Origin of the sequence: Mesorhizobium sp. M3A.F.Ca.ET.175.01.1.1 (assembly GCF_004791945.1) — a bacterium.
Lineage (GTDB): Bacteria > Pseudomonadota > Alphaproteobacteria > Rhizobiales > Rhizobiaceae > Mesorhizobium.
The window spans coordinates 81377-101333 of record NZ_SRTP01000013.1 but is presented as its reverse complement, the minus strand read 5'-3'; the positions used below and the strand labels follow the sequence as shown (position 1 = coordinate 101333).

The following is a 19957-nucleotide window of genomic DNA, read 5'->3' as shown; positions in this document are numbered from 1 at the left end:
CATGTCGGCCGGGAACTGGCCGGGTCATAGCTCCCCAAGGAGAGAAGGTGAAGACGCTGTCAGTGCCCTGGGCGCCCCGTCTTGCCGGGCCGGCGTTTCTGTCGACGCTCGTCGGCCGGATCCTCGTGAGAGCCGATGCCGACGCGCTGACGGACAATTGGTTTGTCGTCGCGTTCTTTCGCGCCTCCCTCTGTCCTGCCCGTCCTTCGCTGCGGCTGCGCTGCAGCTCCGGAAGGTGAACCGGACATCTTCCCGATTTGGGGGGAAATCGGCTGGGGATTCGCCGGGACCTTTCCCTCGACGGGCTTTTCCGTGCGGCGCACGGTCATCTCGTCGAGTGAGTTCTTCTTGAACAGCGATTTGCTGGGGTCACCGGGAATGCCGAAGTCGGAGCCGTGCGCCTCGGCGGCCGACTGCTTCTTGAACAACGAGCGCGACACCGCGCCCGCCGGCGTCGGCATGTCGGTGCCAGGCCCCATGTCGTCGATCGAGGGCTTGGCGAAGAGCGGCTTCTTCACCGGCATTGCGCCATCGGCGCCCATCTCGTCGAGATGCGGCTTGCGAAACATGTTGGGCCGGGCAGCCTTCGCCGCCTCTTCGGCGGCGCGTGCTTCGTCGAGCCTGCGGAAACGCTCCTGTTCTTCGGCCGTACGGTGTTTGGCAACGCCCTTGTTGTGCTTGCCCTTCTCACGGCCCGAGGCGGGACTTTGGCCCTCCACCTCGCGCGCCAGCGGGTCGTCGGAGATGGCAAGTTCCATCTCGCGAAGCCGCTTGATCTCGTCGCGGATGCGGGCCGCCTTCTCGAAGTCGAGATTGGCGGCGGCATCACGCATTTGCTTGTCGAGCGCCTCGAGATGGGTCTTGAGGTTGTTGCCGACCATCGCGCCGGCATCGTCGGTGAACTGCGAGATGTCCGCGCGCACATGGTCCTTCTCGTAGACCGAGTCGAGGATGTCGGCGATGCGCGACTTGACCGATTCCGGCGTGATGCCGTTGGCGGCGTTCCACTCCATCTGCTTCTCGCGGCGACGGTTGGTCTCCGCCATCGCGCGCTCCATCGAGCCGGTGATCTGGTCGGCGTAAAGGATGACCTTGCCATCGACGTTGCGGGCGGCGCGGCCGATGGTCTGGATCAGCGAGGTTTCCGAGCGCAGGAACCCTTCCTTGTCGGCGTCGAGGATGGCGACGAAGCCGCATTCGGGGATGTCTAGGCCTTCGCGCAAAAGGTTGATGCCGACCAGCACGTCGAAGGCGCCGAGGCGCAGGTCGCGCAGGATCTCGATACGCTCCAGCGTGTCGATGTCCGAGTGCATGTAGCGGACGCGGATGCCGTTCTCATGCAGATATTCGGTAAGGTCCTCGGCCATGCGCTTGGTGAGGACCGTGACCAGCGTGCGATAACCCTGCCCGGTGGTGTCGCGGATTTCGCCGACGAGATCGTCGACCTGGGTCTTGGCCGGACGCACCTCGACCGGCGGGTCGATCAGTCCAGTCGGGCGGATGACCTGCTCGGCGAAGACGCCGCCGGACTGGTCGAGCTCCCAGCCGCCGGGCGTCGCCGAGACCGCGACCGAGAGCGGGCGCATGGCGTCCCATTCCTCGAAGCGCAGCGGGCGATTGTCCATGCAGGAGGGCAGCCGGAAGCCGTACTCGGCCAGCGTCGCCTTGCGGCGAAAGTCGCCGCGATACATGCCGCCGATCTGCGGCACGGTGACGTGACTTTCGTCGATGAAGATCAGTGCGTTGTCCGGCACATATTCGAACAATGTCGGCGGCGGCTCGCCCGGCTGGCGGCCGGTGAGATAGCGCGAATAGTTCTCGATGCCGGCGCAGGAACCGGTCGCTTCCAACATTTCGAGGTCGAAGCGCGTGCGCTGCTCCAACCGCTGCGCTTCCAATAGACGCCCTGCCTTTTCAAGCTCTTGCAGGCGATGTTGCAGTTCCTGCTTGATCGACTTGATAGCCTGATTCAAGGTCGGGCGCGGCGTCACATAGTGCGAGTTGGCGTAGATCTTGACGCTCTTCAGCTCACCGGTCTTCTGGCCGGTCAGCGGATCGAACTCGGTGATCGCCTCGATCTCGTCGCCGAACATCGAGATGCGCCAGGCGCGGTCCTCGAGGTGGGCTGGAAAAATCTCGATCGTGTCGCCGCGCACGCGGAAGGAGCCGCGCACGAAGTTAATGTCCTGTCGCTTGTATTGCTGGGCGACAAGGTCGGCGAGCAGGGCGCGCTGGTCGAGCCTGTCACCGATCTGCATCTGGAAGGTCATCGCCGTATAGGTCTCGACCGAGCCGATACCGTAAATGCAGGAGACCGAGGCGACGATGATGACGTCGTCGCGTTCCAGCAGCGAGCGCGTCGCCGAGTGGCGCATGCGGTCGATCTGCTCGTTGATCGAAGATTCCTTCTCGATGTAGGTGTCGGTGCGCGGAACGTAGGCCTCCGGCTGGTAGTAGTCGTAATAGGAGACGAAATACTCGACCGCGTTCTCGGGAAAGAACTTCTTGAACTCGGCGTAGAGCTGCGCGGCCAGTGTCTTGTTGGGCGCCAGGATCAGCGCGGGGCGCTGCGTCTCCTCGATCACCTTGGCCATGGTGAACGTCTTGCCGGAGCCGGTGACGCCGAGCAGCACCTGGGTGCGGTCGTTCTGGTCGACGCCCTCGACAAGGTCCTTGATCGCGGTCGGCTGGTCGCCGGCCGGCTCGAAGTCCGAAACCATCTTGATGGCGATGCCGCCCTCGGACTTTTCCGGCCGGGCCGGCCGGTGCGGCGTCCAGAGCTGGCCGTCCTTGTGCAGCGGGTTGCCGGATTCGATCAGCGCCGAAAGGGCGGCGACCGTGGCGGTGACGCCGCTGGACGAAACCTGCTCGGCGTCCTCCAGGCTGATATCGAGCCCGGCGACCGGGTTGAGGCCGGCGGCCGCGCGTTCCTTCGCGGAGGCGGCGCCGCCCATCGAAGTGCCGCGCGCGGTGCGCCCGGGGGCAGCGGAGCGTTCGGGGATCTTCTTGGGCGTTTTCGCCTTCGGCTGTTTTTCCGCCTCGCGCTCGATCTGCCCGGCCCAATCGGCGATCGAGCCGGTCAGCGGCGCGCCCGCGAACTCGGCCTGAGGTGCTTCGGAAAAGCCGCCACGTTCCAACGGTTCGGCGGCGTCGAGGAATTCGGTCAGTGGGCTGCGCCGCTTCGGCGTGCCATGATCGTCCGGCGCCTGGGACGGCGTTTTCTTGTCGGGGAGTTTGGCCATGGGCGGAATATGGGAGGACTCGCCCGAAATGGAAAGAGCGGAGTGGTGAGGCAAGCTACCGGCACCGACGCTGCTGACAGAGGGCTGTCAGGAGTGGTGTCGAGCAGCTACGCCACCTTCAATTGAACCACAGCGCGAAAGTCAGGAAGCCGGCGCCGCCGAACTCATGCTGTATCTGATCGAAGTCGTCGCTGGTGAGGATCTTGCCGCTCTCGAGATAAGGCGCGATGGCTGGGCCGGTGATCGACAGAACGAGGTCGAAGGGTTTCGGCTCGTCGAAGAACCGCTTCATGTTGATGCCTTTGCCGGCGATGCGGAAATGCGGCAGCAGCACGCGACCTTCCAGAAGGTCCTCGGCCAAAGTTAAAGTGGCGAGCCATGCCTGCAACTGCTCCTCGCCGACCTCGAGGCCGGTGAGAGGATTGAGGCCCTTCTGCTGCGGACCCGGCAGCCATTCGCGGTCATTGTCCGTTTCAGCGCGGATGGCTTTCCAGTCCTCGCGCGAAAGCCGGATCATCTCCAGGAGATGGCGACGCGCTGCTTGCCGACGCTCCGGCTCGATCACCGGCCAGTTGACGAGATGCACCAGCGAGATGAAGTCAGCGAAGCGCCATTCCGACGAGAAGATGTTGCCGCTCATGCCACCGTCCAGCGGCACGAGCGAATCCTGCAGCGGCAGTCGCGCGCGCGGGAAGAGCATGTGGAAGGAGCCGTCGAAGGCATTGCGGAAGTCATGCGCCAACCAAAAATCGGCCTGGGCCATCAGGAACTCGGCGTAGCCCTGAAGCCAGTAGCCGTCGGCGCGGTCGAACCGGAAAGTGAGTGAAGGGACGGCAGAATCCGGTGTGCCGCCGCGCGACAGGGCAGCCATGATCGCTGCGGCACTCTCATCCGGTGCGATGTTGCCGTCCTCGTCGAGATCGATGCCGACGCGCGTGAGGTCGACCACCATGCCTATGTCGGCATCGCCGGGCACGGAGCCGAGCGTAGCGGCGGATTTCTCCAGCCGGTCGCGGAAGGCAGCCAGGATGGCGCGGAATTGTTCATAAGTCAGCGGCTGCGGGTTGGGATTGTCCGGCACCGGAAGCCGCATCAGCGGCAGCATGAAGGACTGCGGGCTCTCGAAACCGTGGCGGTGAAGGCCACTCGCCAGGATTTCCAGGGCGGTGAAGAATTCGCCGGCGCCGGCGGCATAGGCCGATGCCGGACTGCCAGGAGCTGCAGCCTCCAGCGCGGAAAGAGCGGAGTTCCGCTCGGAAACGGTCTTCGCCTCGAACAGTGTTTTGGCGGCCCCCGGCATTTCCGCAGCGACCGAGGAGATCGGCAAGGAAAAAAACAAGGCGACAACCACCAGGCCGACCGTGCGCGTCATCGTCATTCTCCATTCACAACGCAGCCAACATACACCTGTTTGGCCGTTGATGCCTGTCGGGAGGTGGATCTGCGCCTGGTGTTAACCGAACGCCTGCCCGTGGGACCGCTTCAACCGCTCGGAGGAACCGTCTACACAAGGCAAACGAATGGGCATCGCGTGTCGAACTATCCGCTTTCCTACAAGCTGTCCTGGCTGCCGCGTTTCCTGAAGCCGTCGCTTGGCGGCGACAGGCATGGGTTCGCAGTCTCGTCCGCAATGCTGATCGATCCGCCGCCAGTGCAAAGGGTAAGGCTTGCTTTCATTGGCGACATTTCGGCGGTGGCCAACAGCGGCACGCCGGAATTCGATCCGATGATCTCGGCGCTGCTCGCTTCAGCAGATCTGGTTATCGGCAATTGCGAGAGCCCGATCGTCGAGCGGCCACGAGCGGTCCTGGGCACCAGGCTCGGAGCCCGCCACGCAATGACCGAACGCTTCCTGGCTGATGCGGTTGCGGCTGCTGGGATCGCCCGTGACAAGCTGGTCTTGTCGCTCGCCAACAACCACGCGCTCGACCAGGGAGTCGTCGGCTTCGAAGAGACGGTTGCGGCGCTCGACAGGCTGGGCATCCGCACCATCGGCACCGTCGCGGGCGGACAAGTCCAGCGCCTCGCGGCTGGGCCGCTGTCGATCGGCTTCGCGGCCTTCACGCTCTGGCGCAATGCCGGGGAAGAGGCATTCCAGGGTCGAGTTTCGATGGCGAGCGACCCGGCTGAATGGCCGCGCGAAGCGCTCGCGGAACTCGACCTTGTGTGTGCGGTGCCGCACTGGGGCTGGGAGTTCCGTCACTTTCCCCGGCTAGGCGAGCGGGAACTGGCTAGACGGCTGGCGGGGCATGGCGTCGGCCTGATCGCCGGTCATCACGCCCATGTCGTGCAGCCGATCGAACGGATCGGCCGCAGTCTGGTGGCCTACGGCCTGGGCGATTTCCTCGGCACCGCCTTTGCCAGGCAGCCATGGCCGGGTCGCATCGGCTCGATCCTGGTCGTCGACATCAGCGCCGATGCCGGAACGCGCGGTGCAATCGCCGCCTACCGCATGCATTTCTTCATGCGTCTCCGCGCCGGCGACGATGAAAGGCTGGTTGCGCTGGAAGGGCTGAAGGGGGACTTGAAACGCAAAGCCGAAACGCGCCTTGGCGTGATCTTTCCAGGCCCGCGGTCTTGAATGCAGATCCGCCAGGCATGGCGATTTTCGCGTGAAAAGCCGCTATGATGGCCGTTGTCCGGCAGCGGTTGGGGGGAAGCCATGGAAGCAGCGGATTTCATGCCGAGCGAGGCGGTCATCGCCGGCATCAGGCGCGACATCGAGGCCTATGAGGCGAAGCGGGCCACGGCCTACCGGCAGGTCCGCTGGCGGGTGCCGCTGTTCCTCGGCCTGCTCGTCCTCTTTATCGGCGTTGTCGCCTGGCTTTTCAGCAAGCTAGCCGATCCCAACGAGCGATGGTTCTCGACTCCGCATGTTTTTCTCTATTTCGGCGGGTTCGTAGCGGCGATGCTGCTCTATTTCCAGGCGATGAAGCCGGCAACGCGGCTGCAGCAGTCCTTCCGCGACACGCTCCTGCCGATGATCTTCGGCTTCGTGCGGGAGGTGCGCTACCAGCACGGTGCGCGGCCGAACTCCTTCGACAGGCTGCCGCGCGAGACGGTCGGCGCCTTCAACCGGCAGAGCTTCGACGACACTATATCGGGGCGCTACGAAAATTTTCCGTTTGAGCTTTTCGAGGCAAGGCTGTCGGAAGGATCCGGCAAGAGCGAAAGGACGGTCTTCAAGGGCGTTGTCGTCGCCTTCGAAACCATCGAGCCATTCCCGGGCATGCTGGTGGCGGCGCGCAAGGCCAACAGGGTGGTCGGTTTCTTCCGCGGCATATTCTCGAACAGACTGCAGGAATTGACCTGCGGCGTGCCTGAACTCGACGATGTCTACGAGTTCCGCACCGACAATGTCGAAGCGGCACGGCCTCTGGTCACAGGGCGACTGGCGCAGGCCCTGACCTGGCTTGTCGAGACCTCGCCGCAGGATCAGGCGAGAGTGGCGCTGAACGGCAGCGACGGCTTCCTGTTGATGCCGCGAGCCAAGAACTTTTTCGAACTGCCGGATATTTCGATGCCGATCGACTACAACACGCATGTCGCGCCGATGATTGCCGACCTCGGCACGATGCTGGCGACGGCAGCGCTGGTGCGCAAGATCGGAGCGCGGGACGAGCAGATCGGATAAAGCGCCAGTTCAGCAGTCGAAGCCGAATTTGCTGCGCATATAGTCCGCCTCGTCTTCCGACATCCTCTTGAGCATCACGCAGACGGTGAAGCTGCCGACCTGGTGGCCCGCCTTTGTGTATCCCCAGTCGGAGATGTCATTCCTGGTGAATTCAATGATCTGGCCGAGCACCACGGTGTGGACCTCGGCGGGCTGGTTCGACAAGATTCCGACGAAGCCGGTTTCGGTGCGGCGGAAGGGCACGACCCAGAAATGTTCGGTGACGTTGCCGTCCTTGATCTTGACCTTCAGCTTGAAGCGCGAGGTGCCCGGCGGCGGCGCGTCGGCGAGGGCCAGGAACTCGTCCAGGCTGGCAAGCGCCTTTTGCGTGGCCGCCGCCATTTCCGGATCGCCGGGGGCAAAGATTGTGACGTGATCGTCACTCGCATCGGTGGCCTGCGCCCCGGCCGGCTGCGAGGCAAACACCCACAGCAGGCACAGTACGGCACGAACGGCAAATCTCATGAAACGGTCCCCCTCCCGGATGCGCGGATCATCCAGCATCGAGCCGGAATTTTCAACCGAAGCGAAGCTTCATGCCAATGATGGCGATCACGAACAGGAAGGTGATGCCGTTGGCCAGAATGACCGGCCACGACGCAATCATCACGCCGTATAGCGTCCACAGGAAGACGCCGGTGGCGATGGGGCCGGTGGCAAAGAGCGAAATGTCGCCCGCCCGCCGCTCGCGTGCGACCTTGGCGACCTGCGGAATCCAGCCAAGCGTGGTGATGAGCGCGGCCAGCGCACCGATGAATTCAATTGCGGGATGCAAAGCGGGAAACTTTCGATAAGCACGATTGTGCTGCGCAGCATATGCCAGAGCGGGCGAGTCCTGGAAAGGACTTCGTTCGGCTGGACCAACGAAGGGTTCGTTGGTTCTAGGCGCCTATAGCCCACTCGGCAGCAGCCCGGCCAGCCAGTTCGCCGAGCGCTTCGCCATGTCTACCGTCGCCGAGGCGGCGCGACCGAGATCGGTCTTGACCACTGCGTAGCCGGCTTTGGTGCGGTAGAGCACGGCGCTGCCGCCGTCGAGCGCAGCCTCGAAGGCAACCGGTCGCGCGGCTTCGGTCTCGCTGGCCGTCACCGTCGCTCCGAGGGGCACGCTTGGGCGATGGCTGAGTTCTGGCGGCAATGGAGCGGTGGTCTCGACGGTGCTGTCGACCGGCTTCAGCTCCGGTCCCGATGCTTTCGCGGCGAGTTCGGAGGACGATGCCGAGCCCTTGGTGCGGCAGATGCCCGAAACCAGCGGATAACCGAAGTTGCGCTGGTGCAGCATCTGGCTCTTCATCGCCGCCTCGCAGTCGGCGATCGTCGCCCATTTGGCTGGCGTCTCGCCAATAAATTCGCAGAGCTTGGCGTCGCAGTCGCAACCGACAATGGTCATTGCGACAAGGGCGGTCTTGATCACGGTCCTGTCCCTTCGGATTCCTTCGCGACGATCAATGGCCGTCGAACAAGGCGGGATTTGGCCGCGATTATGAATTGTGCATGACGGCGCGGTGCTCGGCCTCCGACTGTTGCACGATAGCATCGGCAGCAGCCCAACCGCTAAGGATGCAGGGCGTGAAACAGCGAGAGATCACGGACCGGGCAGGACCGAAAGACAGTCGGCGCTGGGATCTCTCCCAGCGCCTCCCTGTCAGATCAGGATCCGGTCTCGGCAGCAACTCCCGAAAGATGTCGCGCCAGGCCAGCCTTGATTTTGACGGCCCTGCCAGTCGCCACCCAGGGCGGCGCCCGTTCCAGACCACGCCGAACTCCACTCTCGCGAGCTTCGCTCAGCGCGCCATCGAAGGTTTCACCGCCTTCATGGCAGCATCGGTCCGCCGTCGGCGTTCGCACGCTTTCCGCGGCCCCGTATGCATCCATCCCTCCAACAGGCGAACCTGCTCTTGATCAGGGCCATACGGGCCTCAGGAAATCCGCCTTGCGCTTTGCCTTTCGGCGGGGCGTCAGGTAGCCGCCTGAGATGGGTTGAATGTACGCCGGGTAAGGGCCTTGCGGAATGCCCGCGAAGCTGTGGATAGCGGGATTATCGGGGACCATCGTGAACAAGTCCACCGACTCAAGCTCCGAACCGCTTGGCCAGCCTGCTCTCGTTATTCTGCGGCCCCTGGACACTGGAGCCTTGCCCTCCCAGCCGGCCCGCGTTTCAATGCCGGCAAAGGAATTGCCGGGGCCGCTCCAGGCTCTTGATGATGCATGTCGCTGATCCAAACCGCCGTACGGTTTCGAGCGACACTGCTTCGGGGAGGTGCGTTTGAAGGTCGGAGTGGTTCTCAATCCGATTGCCGGGGGCGGCAGGCTCAAACACCATTGGCCGGAGGCGGCTGCATCGCTCAACAGGCATTTCGGCGAATTCGATCTGCGCGAGACACAGACCAGCGGCGATGCGGAACGGCTGGCGATCGACCTCGCGGCCAATGGCTGCGAACTGGTGATCGCGGCAGGCGGCGACGGCACAGCCAGCGAGGTTGCCGACGGCCTGCTGCAGGTCAAGCAGGAGAGCGGGCGCACGAGCGCGCTCGCGCTCCTGCCCTGCGGCACGGGGATCGATTTCGCGCGAGGGCTCGGCTTGCCGCGCGGCATCGACGCCACGCTGAAGCACATTGCGGAGGCCGACACGCGAAAAGTCGATGCCGGGCGCGTCTGCTATATCGATGATCACGGCGCGCTGGCCAGCCGCCACTTCATCAACATCGCCAGCCTCGGCCTCTCCGGCGCGACGGACCGCGCGGTCAACGCTGACAAACGCAAGGGCAGGGTCTCAGCCAAGGCGCTGTTCTTCTGGCGCACGGTGCTGGAGTTCATGCGCTACCGCTTTCAGAATGTCAGGATCACCATCGATGACGGCGATGCGGTCGAGGCGCGCATGGCGCTGGTGGCGGTAGCCAACGGAAAGTTCTTCGGCGGCGGCATGATGATCGCGCCGGACGCCGACCTCTCCGACGGAGAGTTCGACATCGTGATCGTTCGGGCGGCGAACAAGCTGGGGCTGATCCGGGACATTCGCCTGCTCTATGGCGGCCGTCATCGCAACCATCCTGCGATCGCCATATTGCGTGGCCGCAAGGTGCTGGTGGAACCGGTGGGCGATGCCGAGAAGAACGGCGCCCTGGTCGACATAGACGGCGAGTCGCCGGGGCGGATCCCGGCAACCTTCGAGATCCTGCCCGGGGCGCTGACGCTGAGATGTTGAATCAACTCCCTCTCGGGCAGATTCCGCGAGCGCCGCTAGCTTGCTGAAATGGCTGGCAAAAAATTTGCCGGCTATGGCTGCAGCGTGGCCGGAAAGCCCGGAGCGCGAAGCTCGGTTCCGACCGCATCCTCGAGCAGCTTGACGATCTGCGTCGACCAGGCGTCGCCGCCATAGGTCCGCTTGCCCTGCTCGAAAATGGCGTTGACGCGAGCGGCGAGATCGAGCGGGACGCCGAGATCCTTGCCCATGGCAAGCGCGAAGCCGAGATCCTTCAGCGCCAATTCCATGGTGAAGCCGATGTCGTAGGAACCGTTCAGCACCAACTGGCTCTCGGTCTCATGAACGAAGCTGTTGCCGGAGGAAGCGACGATGGCGTGGTAGGCTTGCGCGAGATCGAGCCCGCCCTGCTTGGCCAGCATCAGCGCTTCGCCGGCGGCAACGAGGTGGATGAAGGCCAACATGTTGGTGATGACCTTGATCACCGCCGCGGAGCCGACCGGGCCCATCAGGAAGGACTTCGCGCACATTGCCTCGATCGCCGGCCGGTGCCGCTCGTAGAGCGCGGCATCGCCGCCGACCAGCGCGGTGATTCTTCCTGCCGCCGCCAGATGCACGCCGCCGGTGACCGGACATTCCAGCGTTTCGATGCCCTTCGCCGAAGCCAGTTCCGCCAGCCGCAGGATCTCGTCGCGGCCGTTGGTCGACATCTCGATCCAGGTGCCGCCCGCGGGCAGGCCTTGAAGCAATCCGTCGGGGCCGGCGAGCACCGCCTCGCTCACTCTTGGAGAGGGCAGGCAGGTGATCGCATTGCCGGCACAGGCGGCCTCGGCAGGACTGACCGCCGCCGTGGCGCCGAGCGCAACAAGACGCTCTATCGCCGCTGGCTCGCGATCGAAGACGGTGACGGTAAAGCCGTTGCGCAGCAGGCTGGCGGCGAGATTGCCGCCGAGATGGCCAAGGCCGATGAAGCCGTAGGCGAGGCGCGCGGTCACGGCATCAGCGGCGTCTGCATCATCTGCAGATGCAGGTCTTTGCCGTCATAGGGATGCGCCTCGCAGACCGCCTCGTTGAGCTCGACCCCGAGACCCGGCTCCTTCGACGGGATGACGTTGCCGTCCTGCCATTCAATCTTTTTCTTGAGCAGCGTGGCGTGAAAACCGTCCCACTGCTTCAGTGATTCCAGGATGAGGAAATTGGGCAAGGTCACCGCGAGCTGGATGTTGGCGGCGCCGACGATCGGCCCGCAATAGCAATGCGGCGCGACCTGGATGTGGTAGGCCTCGGCCATGGCGGCGATCTTCTTGGTCTCCAGGATGCCGCCGGAGCGGCCAAGGTCCGGCTGCAGGATGGTCGCGGCCCGGTTCTCGATGATGCGTGCGAACTCGAACTTCGTCGTCAGCCGCTCGCCGGTGGCGATCGGGATCGACGTACCGCGCGCGACCTGCGCCATCACTTCAGGCATGTCAGGCGGCACCGGCTCCTCGAACCACAGCGGATCGTAAGGTTCGATCGCGCGCGCGAGCCGCAGCGCGCCCGAAGCGGTGAACTGGCCATGCGTGCCGAACAGGATGTCGGCCCTGGTGCCCACCGCCTCGCGGATCGCCTTGACCATGCGCGCAGAGAGGTCGATGTCGACAAGGCGCGGCTGGTGCCCGTCAAAAGCGGTGTAGGGGCCGGCTGGGTCGAGCTTCACGGCGTTGAATCCCTGCTCGACATATTCCAGCGCGCAGGCGGCGGCCATGTCGGGATCGTTGTAGACGTTCTTGCCGCGCGCATCCTCGGAATGAACGCTGCCGGTTTGCGGATAGAGATAGGTGTAGGAGCGCAATGTCTCGTGCACCCGGCCGCCGAGCAGCTTGTAGACAGGCTTGTCCGCTTCCTTGCCGATGATGTCCCAGCAGGCCATTTCGAGCGCCGAGAAGCAGCCCATGCCGGACACGTCGGGGCGCTGGGTGAAGCCGGAGGAATAGACGCGGCGGAAGAGGTTCTCGATGTCGTGCGGGTCGCGGCCGACCAGATAACGCTCGGCCATGTCCTCGATCATCCTGGCGGTCACATGGCCTGAGAAGGTCGCGTTGTAGGCCTCGCCGTAGCCGACCACGCCGCCATCGGTGGTGAGCTTGACGAAGATGAAATACTTGCCGCCGATGCCGGGTGGCGGATTGCCGACAACCCAGGTCTTGACGTCGCTGATCTTCATTTCTGATCCTCCAGAACCAGCTCGGCGCCTTTCCATCCGGTGAGGATCGAGGCGGCGTTGGTGTTGCCGGTGATGTTGTCGGGAAAGATCGAGGCGTCAATGACGCGCAGGCCGCTCAACCCGTGCACTCGGAGCCGCGGATCGACCACGGCGCGCGCGGCGTCCGGCCCCATGCGGCAGGTCGAGACGGGGTGATAGACGGTGCCCGAACGCTTCCTGAAATCCTGAATCAGATCGGCATCGGAAGTGATTGAGGGTCCAGGCAAAACCTCTTCCTCGATGATCTCGGCCATTGCCGGCATCGAGGCGATCTTGCGCACGAATTTCACCGCCGCCAGCATCTCGTCGACATCGGCATTCGTCGAATAGGCATTGGGCGTGATCCGTGGATAGTCGCGCGGATTTTTCGAGCGGATCATGATCTCGCCGCGGCTCGACGGGCGGCAGTTGGAAAGGCCGATGGAAAAGCCCGGCCATGGATCGGGCGTCAGGATCGGGCGCTCGCCGCTCTTCGGAATGACCGTGGAGAAGGCCTGGAAATAAAGCTGCATATTAGGGCGCGCCAAGGACGGGTCAGTGCGGAAGAAGCCGCCGGCATTGTTCATCGACAGCGACAGCGGGCCGGAGCGCAGCAGGATGTATTGCATGCCGACCAAGAGCTTGCCCCACCAGGGGCGCAGGATCTGGTTGAGCGTCGGCAGCTTGCCCTTGAAGGTGTAGTTGATGCCGACATGGTCCTGCAGGTTCGCCCCGACATTCTCGTTGGCGTGGACAACCGGGATATCCAGGCTGCCAAGCAGCGCCGAGGGACCGACGCCGGAAAGCTGCAACAGTTGCGGTGAATTGATCGAACCGCCCGACAGAATGACCTCGCGGCCGGCGCGCGCGGTTCTCGTCTCGCCGTTCTGCTGGTACTCGATGCCGACGGCGCGCCTGCCTTCGAACAGGATTTTCGTCGCCAGCGCGTTGGTCTCGACGCGGACGTTGCCGCGTTTCATCGCCGGACGCAGGAAGGCGCGGGCTGCGGACATGCGGCGGCCGTTCCTGGTTGTGATCTGGTAGACGCCGACGCCTTCCTGGGAGGCGCCGTTGAAGTCTGGATTGAGCGGCAGGCCGGCCTGCTGGGCCGCCGCCAGGTAGCGCTTGGTCAGCGGGTGCACCGCGCTCGAGCAATCGGTGATGTGCAAGGGACCGCCGACGCCACGCCACTGGTCGGCGCCGGCTTCGTTGTCCTCCAGCGCCTTGAAGGCGGGGAGCAGGTCGTCATAGCTCCAACCGGGATTGCCGGCGGCGGCCCAGGCGTCGAAATCCTCGCGCGCGCCGCGGATGAACACCATGGCGTTGATCGAGCTCGAACCGCCGAGCAGCTTGCCGCGGGGCCAGTGGTCGGTATTGCCGGCAAGACCGGCGTCGGGCTCGGCCTTGTAGTTCCAGTTGACGGCCGGATCGAAGAAGGTCTTGCCGTAGCCGAGCGGCATCTGGACGTAGAACCTGCGATCGGTTCCGCCGGCCTCCAGCACCAGCACCGAGAAGCGGCCCGAGGCCGACAGTCTTTCGGCAAGGACCGAGCCGGCCGAGCCGGAGCCGACGATGATGAAATCATAGGTCTGCATGATGGGCGGGCGGGCTCCGAAATCCGGGGCCTAGCCTAGACATTGCCGGCTTATGGCGTCGCCGTGGCTTCCGGCATGGCTTGTGAAAAAAGCGACCGAGTGAGCGGTGCGCTTTTCGCTTTCAGCAAAGCTTGCGACATTGCAACCGCATTGCTACGGCTTCGGGAAAGCAGCGGCTGAAGGACCTCGCATGGTACACTATACGGATGGAAAGCCGCTCGGCGACCTGACGCTGAGGACGCTGGCCATGCCGTCCGACGCCAACGCGGCCGGCGACATTTTCGGCGGCTGGGTTATGGCGCAGATGGATCTTGCCTGCGGCATCCGCGCGGCCGAACGGGCCAAGGGCCGCGTGGTCACGGCCGCAGTGAAGGAAATGTCCTTCGCCAAGCCGATGAAGATCGGCGACACGCTCTGCATCTACACCCATGTCGAGCGCGTGGGCCGCACCTCGATGACGCTCAAGGTCGAGGCCTGGGCGCAGCGTTATCTCTCCGACCTGATGGAAATGGTCACCCATGCCGACTTCGTCATGGTGGCGCTGGACGGTGAGGGCAAGCCGAAGCCGGTTCCGGCTGAGAGCTGATCGCGAGATTCCTGCGGGTCAGGTAACGGCATCGGCGACGCCCGCGTGATGCTCTTCACAGTCGGCATCGCACATTTGCGTGACCATGACCGCCTGGCACGGCAGGAAGACAGTGCGTCAACTATCGCTGAACAACGTGGTCGCAGCGACGCTTGCGGCAGTGTTTTGCCTGCTCGAAGCGACTGCCTATACGCAGATCAAGGAAGCCGACGGCCACATGGGCTGCGTCTCCCGAGGCCGGGGCATTGGCACGCCGGCGGGCAGCTGTGCAATCTGCCCGGCGACGATTTTGCGAGGACCGGCAGGAGCGGCAAGCGATTGTGTCAGGGGCGAGCAAGCAGCGAACTCTGCGATCGACCGGCCGGAGCTTGGAATGACGCCGGACCGATGGCCTATGCAGGTCGGAGCATCGAACCCGCAAGACGATTGATACAGCACAGGGCGCTAGGCCTAAGTCGTTGGAAAGAAACGGCCGTAGCTTTGCATTTCATCGAATTTCGCGCGCGCGGCCTTGACCCTTTGAGTGTTCTTGCGCGCCCATTCGCCGAGCGCGCCGACGGGCACCAGCAGCTCGTGCCCGAGTTCGGTGAGCTCGTAGTCGACACGCGGCGGAATGGTTGGAAACACCTTTCGCGTGACGAAGCCGTCGCGCTCCAGACCACGCAAGGTGGTGGTCAGCATCTTCTGCGAAATGCCGCCGACGGCCGCGCGCAATTCATTGAAGCGCATTGCTCCGCCGCCCAGCTTGCCGACCACCAGAACAGTCCATTTGTCGCCGACCCGTTGCAGGATTTCCGACACGGCCCGGCAGTCCTCGGTGTTGTACGGGTGCCTCGGTAACAAAAATGTGCCTCCTTGCATCGCGCTTTGTCAGTATCACATATAGCGCCGGTATCCAAACGATACCTAAAATACCGCAAGGAGAGTCCCGTATGTCCAAACCCAAAATCGCCATCGTCGTCGGTTCGACGCGCGCCGCCCGCTTCGCCGACGTGCCGACGCAGTGGATCGCCAAGATCGCCAGGACCCATGCCGACATCGATGTCGAAGTCGTCGACCTGCGCGACTTTCCGCTGCCCTTCTTCGACGAGGTCGCATCCTCCGCCTGGGCGCCGTCGCAGAACGAGGTGGCGCAGCGCTGGCAGAAGAAGGTGGCCGAGTTCGACGGCTTCATCTTCACCGCCGCCGAGTACAATCACGGGCCGACAGCGGTGCTGAAGAACGCCATAGACTATGCCGCCAATGAGTGGAACAAGAAGCCTGCCGGCTTCGTCGGCTATGGCAGCGTCGGCGGTTCGCGCGCCGTCGAGCAGCTGCGCCTGCATGCCGTCGAGCTGCAGATGGCGCCGGTCAAGTCGGCCGTCCACATCGCCTGGGGTGATTTCCTGGCCGTTCGCCAGGGCGAGAAGAAGCTGGAAGACATCGAGCATCTGAACCAGTCAGCCGCAACTCTGATCAACGATGTTGCCTGGTGGGCCAAGGTGCTCAAGGCGGCCCGTGCCGCCGATGCGATCGCCGCGGAAGCCAAGGCGGCCTGAGCCGCCGATCAAGTTTATCCTCCCAAGGGATACAGGGCGGCGCTTGCGCCGCCCTTTTCATTTCCGGGGAGTGGCCAACTCGCCGGATGACGCATGCGGCCGATCAAACTGCCGGGTGCGACGGGCTCACTCGTCGCGCTTTCCTACAGCCAGCCGCCCGAAAAGCCGGCGCGTCGCAGCCCTGTGGTGATCGCCGGCACGCGGCTCATCAGTTGCCAGAGGAAGCCGGACCGATGGTTCTCTATCATCAGGGCGATCGGCCCCTGATTTATGCCGACATGGTCAGGCGACACCCAACCGCAGGCCCGACCGTCAATGGCGGCGATCGTCGGGTTGAAGCTTGCGGTGAAGCCGTAGGGGTTGCCCTCGTGCAGATCGATCTCGTGGAAATAGCGCAGCGTCGGCAGGACGATCTCCGGCGCGAACGGCAGCGAGGTGATCGCCGCCCATGGTGATAGGGTGCCGTCATCTGGACCGAAAGGCGCGCCGCGGGCGTGATAGCCGTAGAAGCGGCGCCCGCCGATCCTGATTCGACGTTTCGTCGGGCTCGGGCCGTCACTGGCGGTCAAGCCCCAGCAATTCTCGTCATAGCCGGCGAAGCCCTTCGGATTGCGGATGGCGTAGTCGCGCTGCAGATAGGTCGCCTGGCGGCTGTTCTCAAAATAGTCGCTGCCGTGATCGCGCATGAAGGCATCGCGAATGCCGCGAAAATCAATCCAGATGTGCGAGAACTGGTGGATGAAGAGCGGACCAGCATAGACCAGTTGCCGGCCGTAGATCTTCTTCCACTTGTAGGTGGACAGCCAGGCCGCATAGCTCTCCGGGGGCAGCGGAAAGGTCGGCGAGCCGAGGCCCAGCATGTAGAGGATGAGCGCCTCGTCATAGCCTTCCCAGCGGTAGCGCAGAAACCCTTTTTCGGGCCGCCAGCCATGGGTGACGGTGGCGCCGCCATTCTGCGCCCAGCGCCAGTCGGTGCGGCGGTAGAGCGCATCGGCAATCCGGCGAATTTCCAGTTCGGATTCGTCGTCCCCGTCGAAGTAGGCACCGGCGACCAGGACACCGGCAAGCAGAAGCGCTGTATCGACTGTGGACAGCTCACAATTCCAGACGCGGCGTCCGGTCTTCATGTCGAGGAAATGATAGTAGAAGCCCTTGCAGCCTGTGGCGTCGGGCTCTGGCCCCTGCGGCGCGTCCCGGAAGAAGCGAAGCGTGGCGAGCGTCCGCTCGACGGCGGCAGCACGCGTCATGTATCCACGCTCGATGCCAACCGGATAAGACGACAAAGCAAGTCCGACGGCGGCTATGCTGGCGGGCGATCCTGCGGTGTTGCGGTCAGCGACCAGGCCGTTGACCGGATTGGCCTCGTTGAGGAAATAGTCGAACGACAGGCGCTGGACGTTCGCGAGAAGCTCGTCGGTCAGCGGGTGGTCGCTCGATACATCCATGGTTGCCGAAATAGACGCTGTCGCTGCGCTTTGCACCTTTGTGCCGGTCAATCATAAGTGAGGAAAGCAGAGCCTCATAGCGCGTCAATGGATCAACGGTCGGGCAAATTTGCCGATTGCTCACCGCCGCGCCATCGGGCGGTGGCCGTCCGGCAGGCGGGTGGCAATCAGCTTGTCGATGCGCCGGCCGTCCAGATCGACGACCTCGAAGCGCCAGCCTTCAGCATCGACGCATTCGCCGGTCGTGGGCAGATGATGCAGATGCGACAGCACATAGCCGGCGACCGTCTCGTAGTCGCGGTTCTCCGGCAGGTCGATGCCCAGCACGTCTGCCATCTCGTCGGCCTGCATGTAGCCGGCGAGCAACCATGAGCCGTCCTCGCGCTTGACAGCGTTTTCCTCTTCGCCGGCATCGACATCGGATCGGAACACGCCGGTGATCGCTTCCAGTATGTCGGCCGGCGTGACGATGCCTTCGAAGTGGCCATATTCGTCATGCACCAGCGCCATCGGCACGTCTGATTCCTTCAGCCTCTGCAGCACGTCGAGAGCGTCGGCCTGGTCATGCACAATGGGCGCCGCGCGTACATGCTCGCGCAGTTCCAACGCCTTGCCGCCGAGGATCGCTGCCAGCAGATCGCGCGTCTGAACGACGCCGATCATGGCATCGACATTGCCGTCGCCGGCAGGCAGACGCGAATGTTGGGTCTCCATCAAGAGGCGCCGGATGGCTGCCTCGTCCGATTGCAGGTTGATCCAGTCGACCTCGGTGCGCGGGCTCATCACGCCGCGCACCGCCCGGTCGCCAAGACGCATGACGCCGGCGATCATGCGCCGCTCGTCGGATTCGATGGTGCCGTGATGCTCGGCCTCGGCGACCAGCATCTTGATCTCCTCGTCGGTGACCTTCTCCTCCGACTCGCCGCGATGGCCGAGCAGCCAGAGCACGGCCCGGCCGGAGATATCGAGCAGGAAGACCAGAGGCGCCGAAACGGTGGCGAGGATTGTCATGGCTGGCGCGGCGCGGACCGCCACGCGCTCGGGGTCCCGCAACGCGATCTGCTTCGGAACGAGCTCACCGACGATCAGTGAGGCATAGGTGATGAGAGCCACGACGATGCCGACGCCAAGCGGGTCGGAAATGTTTTCCTGGACGCCCGCGGATGCCAGGAAGGCAGCCAGCCGCTCGCCCAGGGTGGCGCCGGAAAAGGCGCCGGAAAGCACGCCGACCAGGGTAATGCCGATCTGCACCGACGACAGAAACTTGCCGGGGTTGGAGCCGAGCGCCAGCGCGCGGCCGGCGCCTTTGACGTTTCTGTCGATCATCGCCTTGAGGCGCGCCGGTCGCGACGAGACGATGGCCAGTTCGGACATTGCCAGAAGGCCATTCACCAAGATAAGGGCGGCCACGATCGCGATTTCAACGTAAAGCATGCGCGGTCAATAGCATTGCTGCAGTGCATTCGAAAATAGCGCTTTGGATGTTTTTCCATTCTTGCGCATTGCCAATAAGAAATTGCCCGAAACGCTAGAGTGCGTCGCGCGGAAACGGATCCAGGCGACGCGCTTAGGTCTTTGCTTTTATGCATGTCGTTGCCCAGAACTGCGGCACACTTATGGGCGACATGCATCAGGGCAATTGTCTGAGTACGCCGACTACAGCCATGCCGTCGGTGAAATAAGGGTCACCGCCGCCATTGCGTCCGATTTTGGTGGCGCCGATGCCGGGTATTTCGGTGGTCGAGATCAGCATGCCCGCCGCCCTCAGGTCACCGATCAGGAAGTTTCGCTCGGCATCGATGTCGGGACCGATGTGATGGGTGATCGCGCCTGTGTCGTGGCTGAAGCCGACGCCGCGGTCGAAGCTGGCAGAGCCCAGCCAGAGCGGACGGCCGTCGTAGCCGGCCGTGTTGGTCTGCCAGAAGCGCACATGGTGGCGCCGGTCGGCGCTGTCGCCGACCGGCTTTTCGAAGGCGAGATCCTGGGCGCGACCCTCGAACAGCAGTCGGCTCACCGGCGCATCGGGATAGGGACGGGAAAACAGCACACTTTCGCCGATGTCGATTGCGGTCCTCAGCGTCACCGCATCGGCCGTGTCCCAGCCGGCAACGGCAAAGGCGTGGACGACTTCCTTTTTGGTGCCGACCAGCCCGACATTGATCGGGTCGCCGGGAATGCCCTGCGGAGTGTGCGTCACCATCTCGAAGTGCGCGGTGCGGAAGCCGCGTTCCCGCCAGGTCCAAAATTCCGGCGCAGCGAAATAGGCAAACGCCAGATAGAAAGCGCAGAACGCCACCAGCCAGATCGTTGCGCGCCGCCTCAGCCCTCGCTTGCTCACAAGGCCACTCCCAAGACCACACCCGGCCACTCTATGCGGCGTCGGGTTGATTGGGCAGGGGCTCTAACTATTTGCTTTTGCGCAATTCCAGACGCAGGGCTACGGCAAGGCCGCCGAGCC

17 protein-coding genes are annotated in these 19957 nt (G+C 63.9%); 5 read left to right on the top strand and 12 right to left on the bottom strand.

All coding sequences use genetic code 11. The annotated features are described in order from the left end of the window. Positions 1 to 59: 59 nt before the first annotated feature. Together uvrB and EN818_RS24695 are read right to left on the bottom strand one after the other, a co-directional pair. Positions 60 to 3242: an excinuclease ABC subunit UvrB gene (uvrB, locus tag EN818_RS24700; protein WP_135904615.1), complete on the bottom strand. Its 3183-nt coding sequence runs from the start codon at positions 3240 to 3242 to the stop codon at positions 60 to 62. A 118-nt stretch (positions 3243 to 3360) separates the two neighbouring features. Then, complete coding sequence (locus EN818_RS24695) at positions 3361 to 4614, bottom strand: hypothetical protein (protein ID WP_095807041.1); 1254 nt, start codon at positions 4612 to 4614, stop codon at positions 3361 to 3363. 159 nt (positions 4615 to 4773) lie between these two features. Between EN818_RS24695 and EN818_RS24690 the strand changes: the two genes are divergently transcribed. After that, entirely contained in the window at positions 4774 to 5823 is a 1050-nt protein-coding gene (locus EN818_RS24690; RefSeq protein WP_095806955.1) for a CapA family protein, read from the top strand. Positions 5824 to 5904: 81 nt separating this feature from the next. Beyond that, positions 5905 to 6876 carry a DUF3137 domain-containing protein gene (locus EN818_RS24685; RefSeq protein WP_129553839.1) on the top strand — a complete coding sequence of 324 codons (972 nt, stop codon included), beginning with the start codon at positions 5905 to 5907 and terminating at the stop codon, positions 6874 to 6876. A gap of 9 nt (positions 6877 to 6885) precedes the next feature. Here the strand turns inward: EN818_RS24685 and EN818_RS24680 are convergent, their stop codons facing one another. The 3 genes from EN818_RS24680 to EN818_RS24670 all read right to left on the bottom strand — a co-directional run bounded on the left by EN818_RS24680 (position 6886) and on the right by EN818_RS24670 (position 8326). After that, on the bottom strand, positions 6886 to 7380 hold the full coding sequence (locus tag EN818_RS24680; RefSeq protein ID WP_095807040.1) for a DUF2314 domain-containing protein: 495 nt from the start codon (positions 7378 to 7380) through the stop codon (positions 6886 to 6888). Between the two features lie 52 nt (positions 7381 to 7432). Beyond that, positions 7433 to 7690 (bottom strand): SemiSWEET transporter, encoded by a 258-nt coding sequence (locus tag EN818_RS24675; protein WP_135904613.1) that lies wholly within the window; start codon positions 7688 to 7690, stop codon positions 7433 to 7435. 114 nt (positions 7691 to 7804) lie between these two features. Further along, positions 7805 to 8326 carry a hypothetical protein gene (locus tag EN818_RS24670; protein WP_095806952.1) on the bottom strand — a complete coding sequence of 174 codons (522 nt, stop codon included), beginning with the start codon at positions 8324 to 8326 and terminating at the stop codon, positions 7805 to 7807. Between the two features lie 852 nt (positions 8327 to 9178). Here EN818_RS24670 and EN818_RS24665 point away from each other — a divergent pair. Then, positions 9179 to 10117, top strand: a complete 939-nt coding sequence (locus tag EN818_RS24665) for a diacylglycerol kinase family protein (RefSeq protein ID WP_095806951.1) — start codon at positions 9179 to 9181, stop codon at positions 10115 to 10117. A gap of 71 nt (positions 10118 to 10188) precedes the next feature. Here the strand turns inward: EN818_RS24665 and EN818_RS24660 are convergent, their stop codons facing one another. Genes EN818_RS24660 through EN818_RS24650 form a run of 3 tightly spaced genes read right to left on the bottom strand, consistent with a single transcriptional unit; the run spans position 10189 to position 13930 of the window. After that, positions 10189 to 11109: an NAD(P)-dependent oxidoreductase gene (locus EN818_RS24660; protein WP_095806950.1), complete on the bottom strand. Its 921-nt coding sequence runs from the start codon at positions 11107 to 11109 to the stop codon at positions 10189 to 10191. Then, positions 11106 to 12317, bottom strand: coding sequence for a mandelate racemase/muconate lactonizing enzyme family protein (locus EN818_RS24655; protein WP_129553840.1), 1212 nt, complete (start codon positions 12315 to 12317; stop codon positions 11106 to 11108). The genes EN818_RS24660 and EN818_RS24655 overlap by 4 nt, the downstream gene beginning before the upstream one ends. Further along, positions 12314 to 13930: a GMC family oxidoreductase N-terminal domain-containing protein gene (locus tag EN818_RS24650; RefSeq protein WP_095806948.1), complete on the bottom strand. Its 1617-nt coding sequence runs from the start codon at positions 13928 to 13930 to the stop codon at positions 12314 to 12316. The genes EN818_RS24655 and EN818_RS24650 overlap by 4 nt, the downstream gene beginning before the upstream one ends. A 190-nt stretch (positions 13931 to 14120) precedes the next feature. Here EN818_RS24650 and EN818_RS24645 point away from each other — a divergent pair, with 190 nt between their 5' ends. Then, positions 14121 to 14516 carry an acyl-CoA thioesterase gene (locus EN818_RS24645; RefSeq protein WP_095806947.1) on the top strand — a complete coding sequence of 132 codons (396 nt, stop codon included), beginning with the start codon at positions 14121 to 14123 and terminating at the stop codon, positions 14514 to 14516. 450 nt (positions 14517 to 14966) lie between these two features. Here the strand turns inward: EN818_RS24645 and EN818_RS24640 are convergent, their stop codons facing one another. Further along, a complete protein-coding gene (locus tag EN818_RS24640; RefSeq protein ID WP_165350004.1) occupies positions 14967 to 15359 on the bottom strand; it encodes a helix-turn-helix domain-containing protein in 393 nt (130 codons plus the stop codon). A gap of 89 nt (positions 15360 to 15448) precedes the next feature. On the opposite strand from EN818_RS24640, the gene EN818_RS24635 reads away from it, so the two are divergent. Then, positions 15449 to 16054: an NADPH-dependent FMN reductase gene (locus tag EN818_RS24635; protein WP_095806944.1), complete on the top strand. Its 606-nt coding sequence runs from the start codon at positions 15449 to 15451 to the stop codon at positions 16052 to 16054. A 143-nt stretch (positions 16055 to 16197) separates the two neighbouring features. Here the strand turns inward: EN818_RS24635 and EN818_RS24630 are convergent, their stop codons facing one another. From EN818_RS24630 to EN818_RS24620, 3 genes are all read right to left on the bottom strand, one after another. Beyond that, positions 16198 to 17499 carry a glucoamylase family protein gene (locus tag EN818_RS24630; protein WP_095806943.1) on the bottom strand — a complete coding sequence of 434 codons (1302 nt, stop codon included), beginning with the start codon at positions 17497 to 17499 and terminating at the stop codon, positions 16198 to 16200. 120 nt (positions 17500 to 17619) lie between these two features. Beyond that, entirely contained in the window at positions 17620 to 18933 is a 1314-nt protein-coding gene (locus tag EN818_RS24625; RefSeq protein WP_095806942.1) for a hemolysin family protein, read from the bottom strand. Positions 18934 to 19129: 196 nt separating this feature from the next. Then, the gene (locus tag EN818_RS24620) at positions 19130 to 19837 is read right to left on the bottom strand and encodes an LssY C-terminal domain-containing protein (protein ID WP_095806941.1); all 708 of its coding nucleotides are present in this window, start codon (positions 19835 to 19837) and stop codon (positions 19130 to 19132) included. Positions 19838 to 19957 lie beyond the last annotated feature (120 nt).

Bases quoted from the DNA above. Each gene is read 5' to 3' on its own strand.
- uvrB (WP_135904615.1), bottom strand. From the start codon at position 3,242: ATGGCCAAACTCCCCGACAAGAAAACGCCGTCCCAGGCGCCGGACGAT.
- EN818_RS24695 (WP_095807041.1), bottom strand. From the start codon at position 4,614: ATGACGCGCACGGTCGGCCTGGTGGTTGTCGCCTTGTTTTTTTCCTTG.
- EN818_RS24685 (WP_129553839.1), top strand. From the start codon at position 5,905: ATGGAAGCAGCGGATTTCATGCCGAGCGAGGCGGTCATCGCCGGCATC.
- EN818_RS24680 (WP_095807040.1), bottom strand. From the start codon at position 7,380: ATGAGATTTGCCGTTCGTGCCGTACTGTGCCTGCTGTGGGTGTTTGCC.
- EN818_RS24655 (WP_129553840.1), bottom strand. From the start codon at position 12,317: ATGAAGATCAGCGACGTCAAGACCTGGGTTGTCGGCAATCCGCCACCC.
- EN818_RS24650 (WP_095806948.1), bottom strand. From the start codon at position 13,930: ATGCAGACCTATGATTTCATCATCGTCGGCTCCGGCTCGGCCGGCTCG.
- EN818_RS24645 (WP_095806947.1), top strand. From the start codon at position 14,121: ATGGTACACTATACGGATGGAAAGCCGCTCGGCGACCTGACGCTGAGG.
- EN818_RS24635 (WP_095806944.1), top strand. From the start codon at position 15,449: ATGTCCAAACCCAAAATCGCCATCGTCGTCGGTTCGACGCGCGCCGCC.
- EN818_RS24630 (WP_095806943.1), bottom strand. From the start codon at position 17,499: ATGGATGTATCGAGCGACCACCCGCTGACCGACGAGCTTCTCGCGAAC.
- EN818_RS24625 (WP_095806942.1), bottom strand. From the start codon at position 18,933: ATGCTTTACGTTGAAATCGCGATCGTGGCCGCCCTTATCTTGGTGAAT.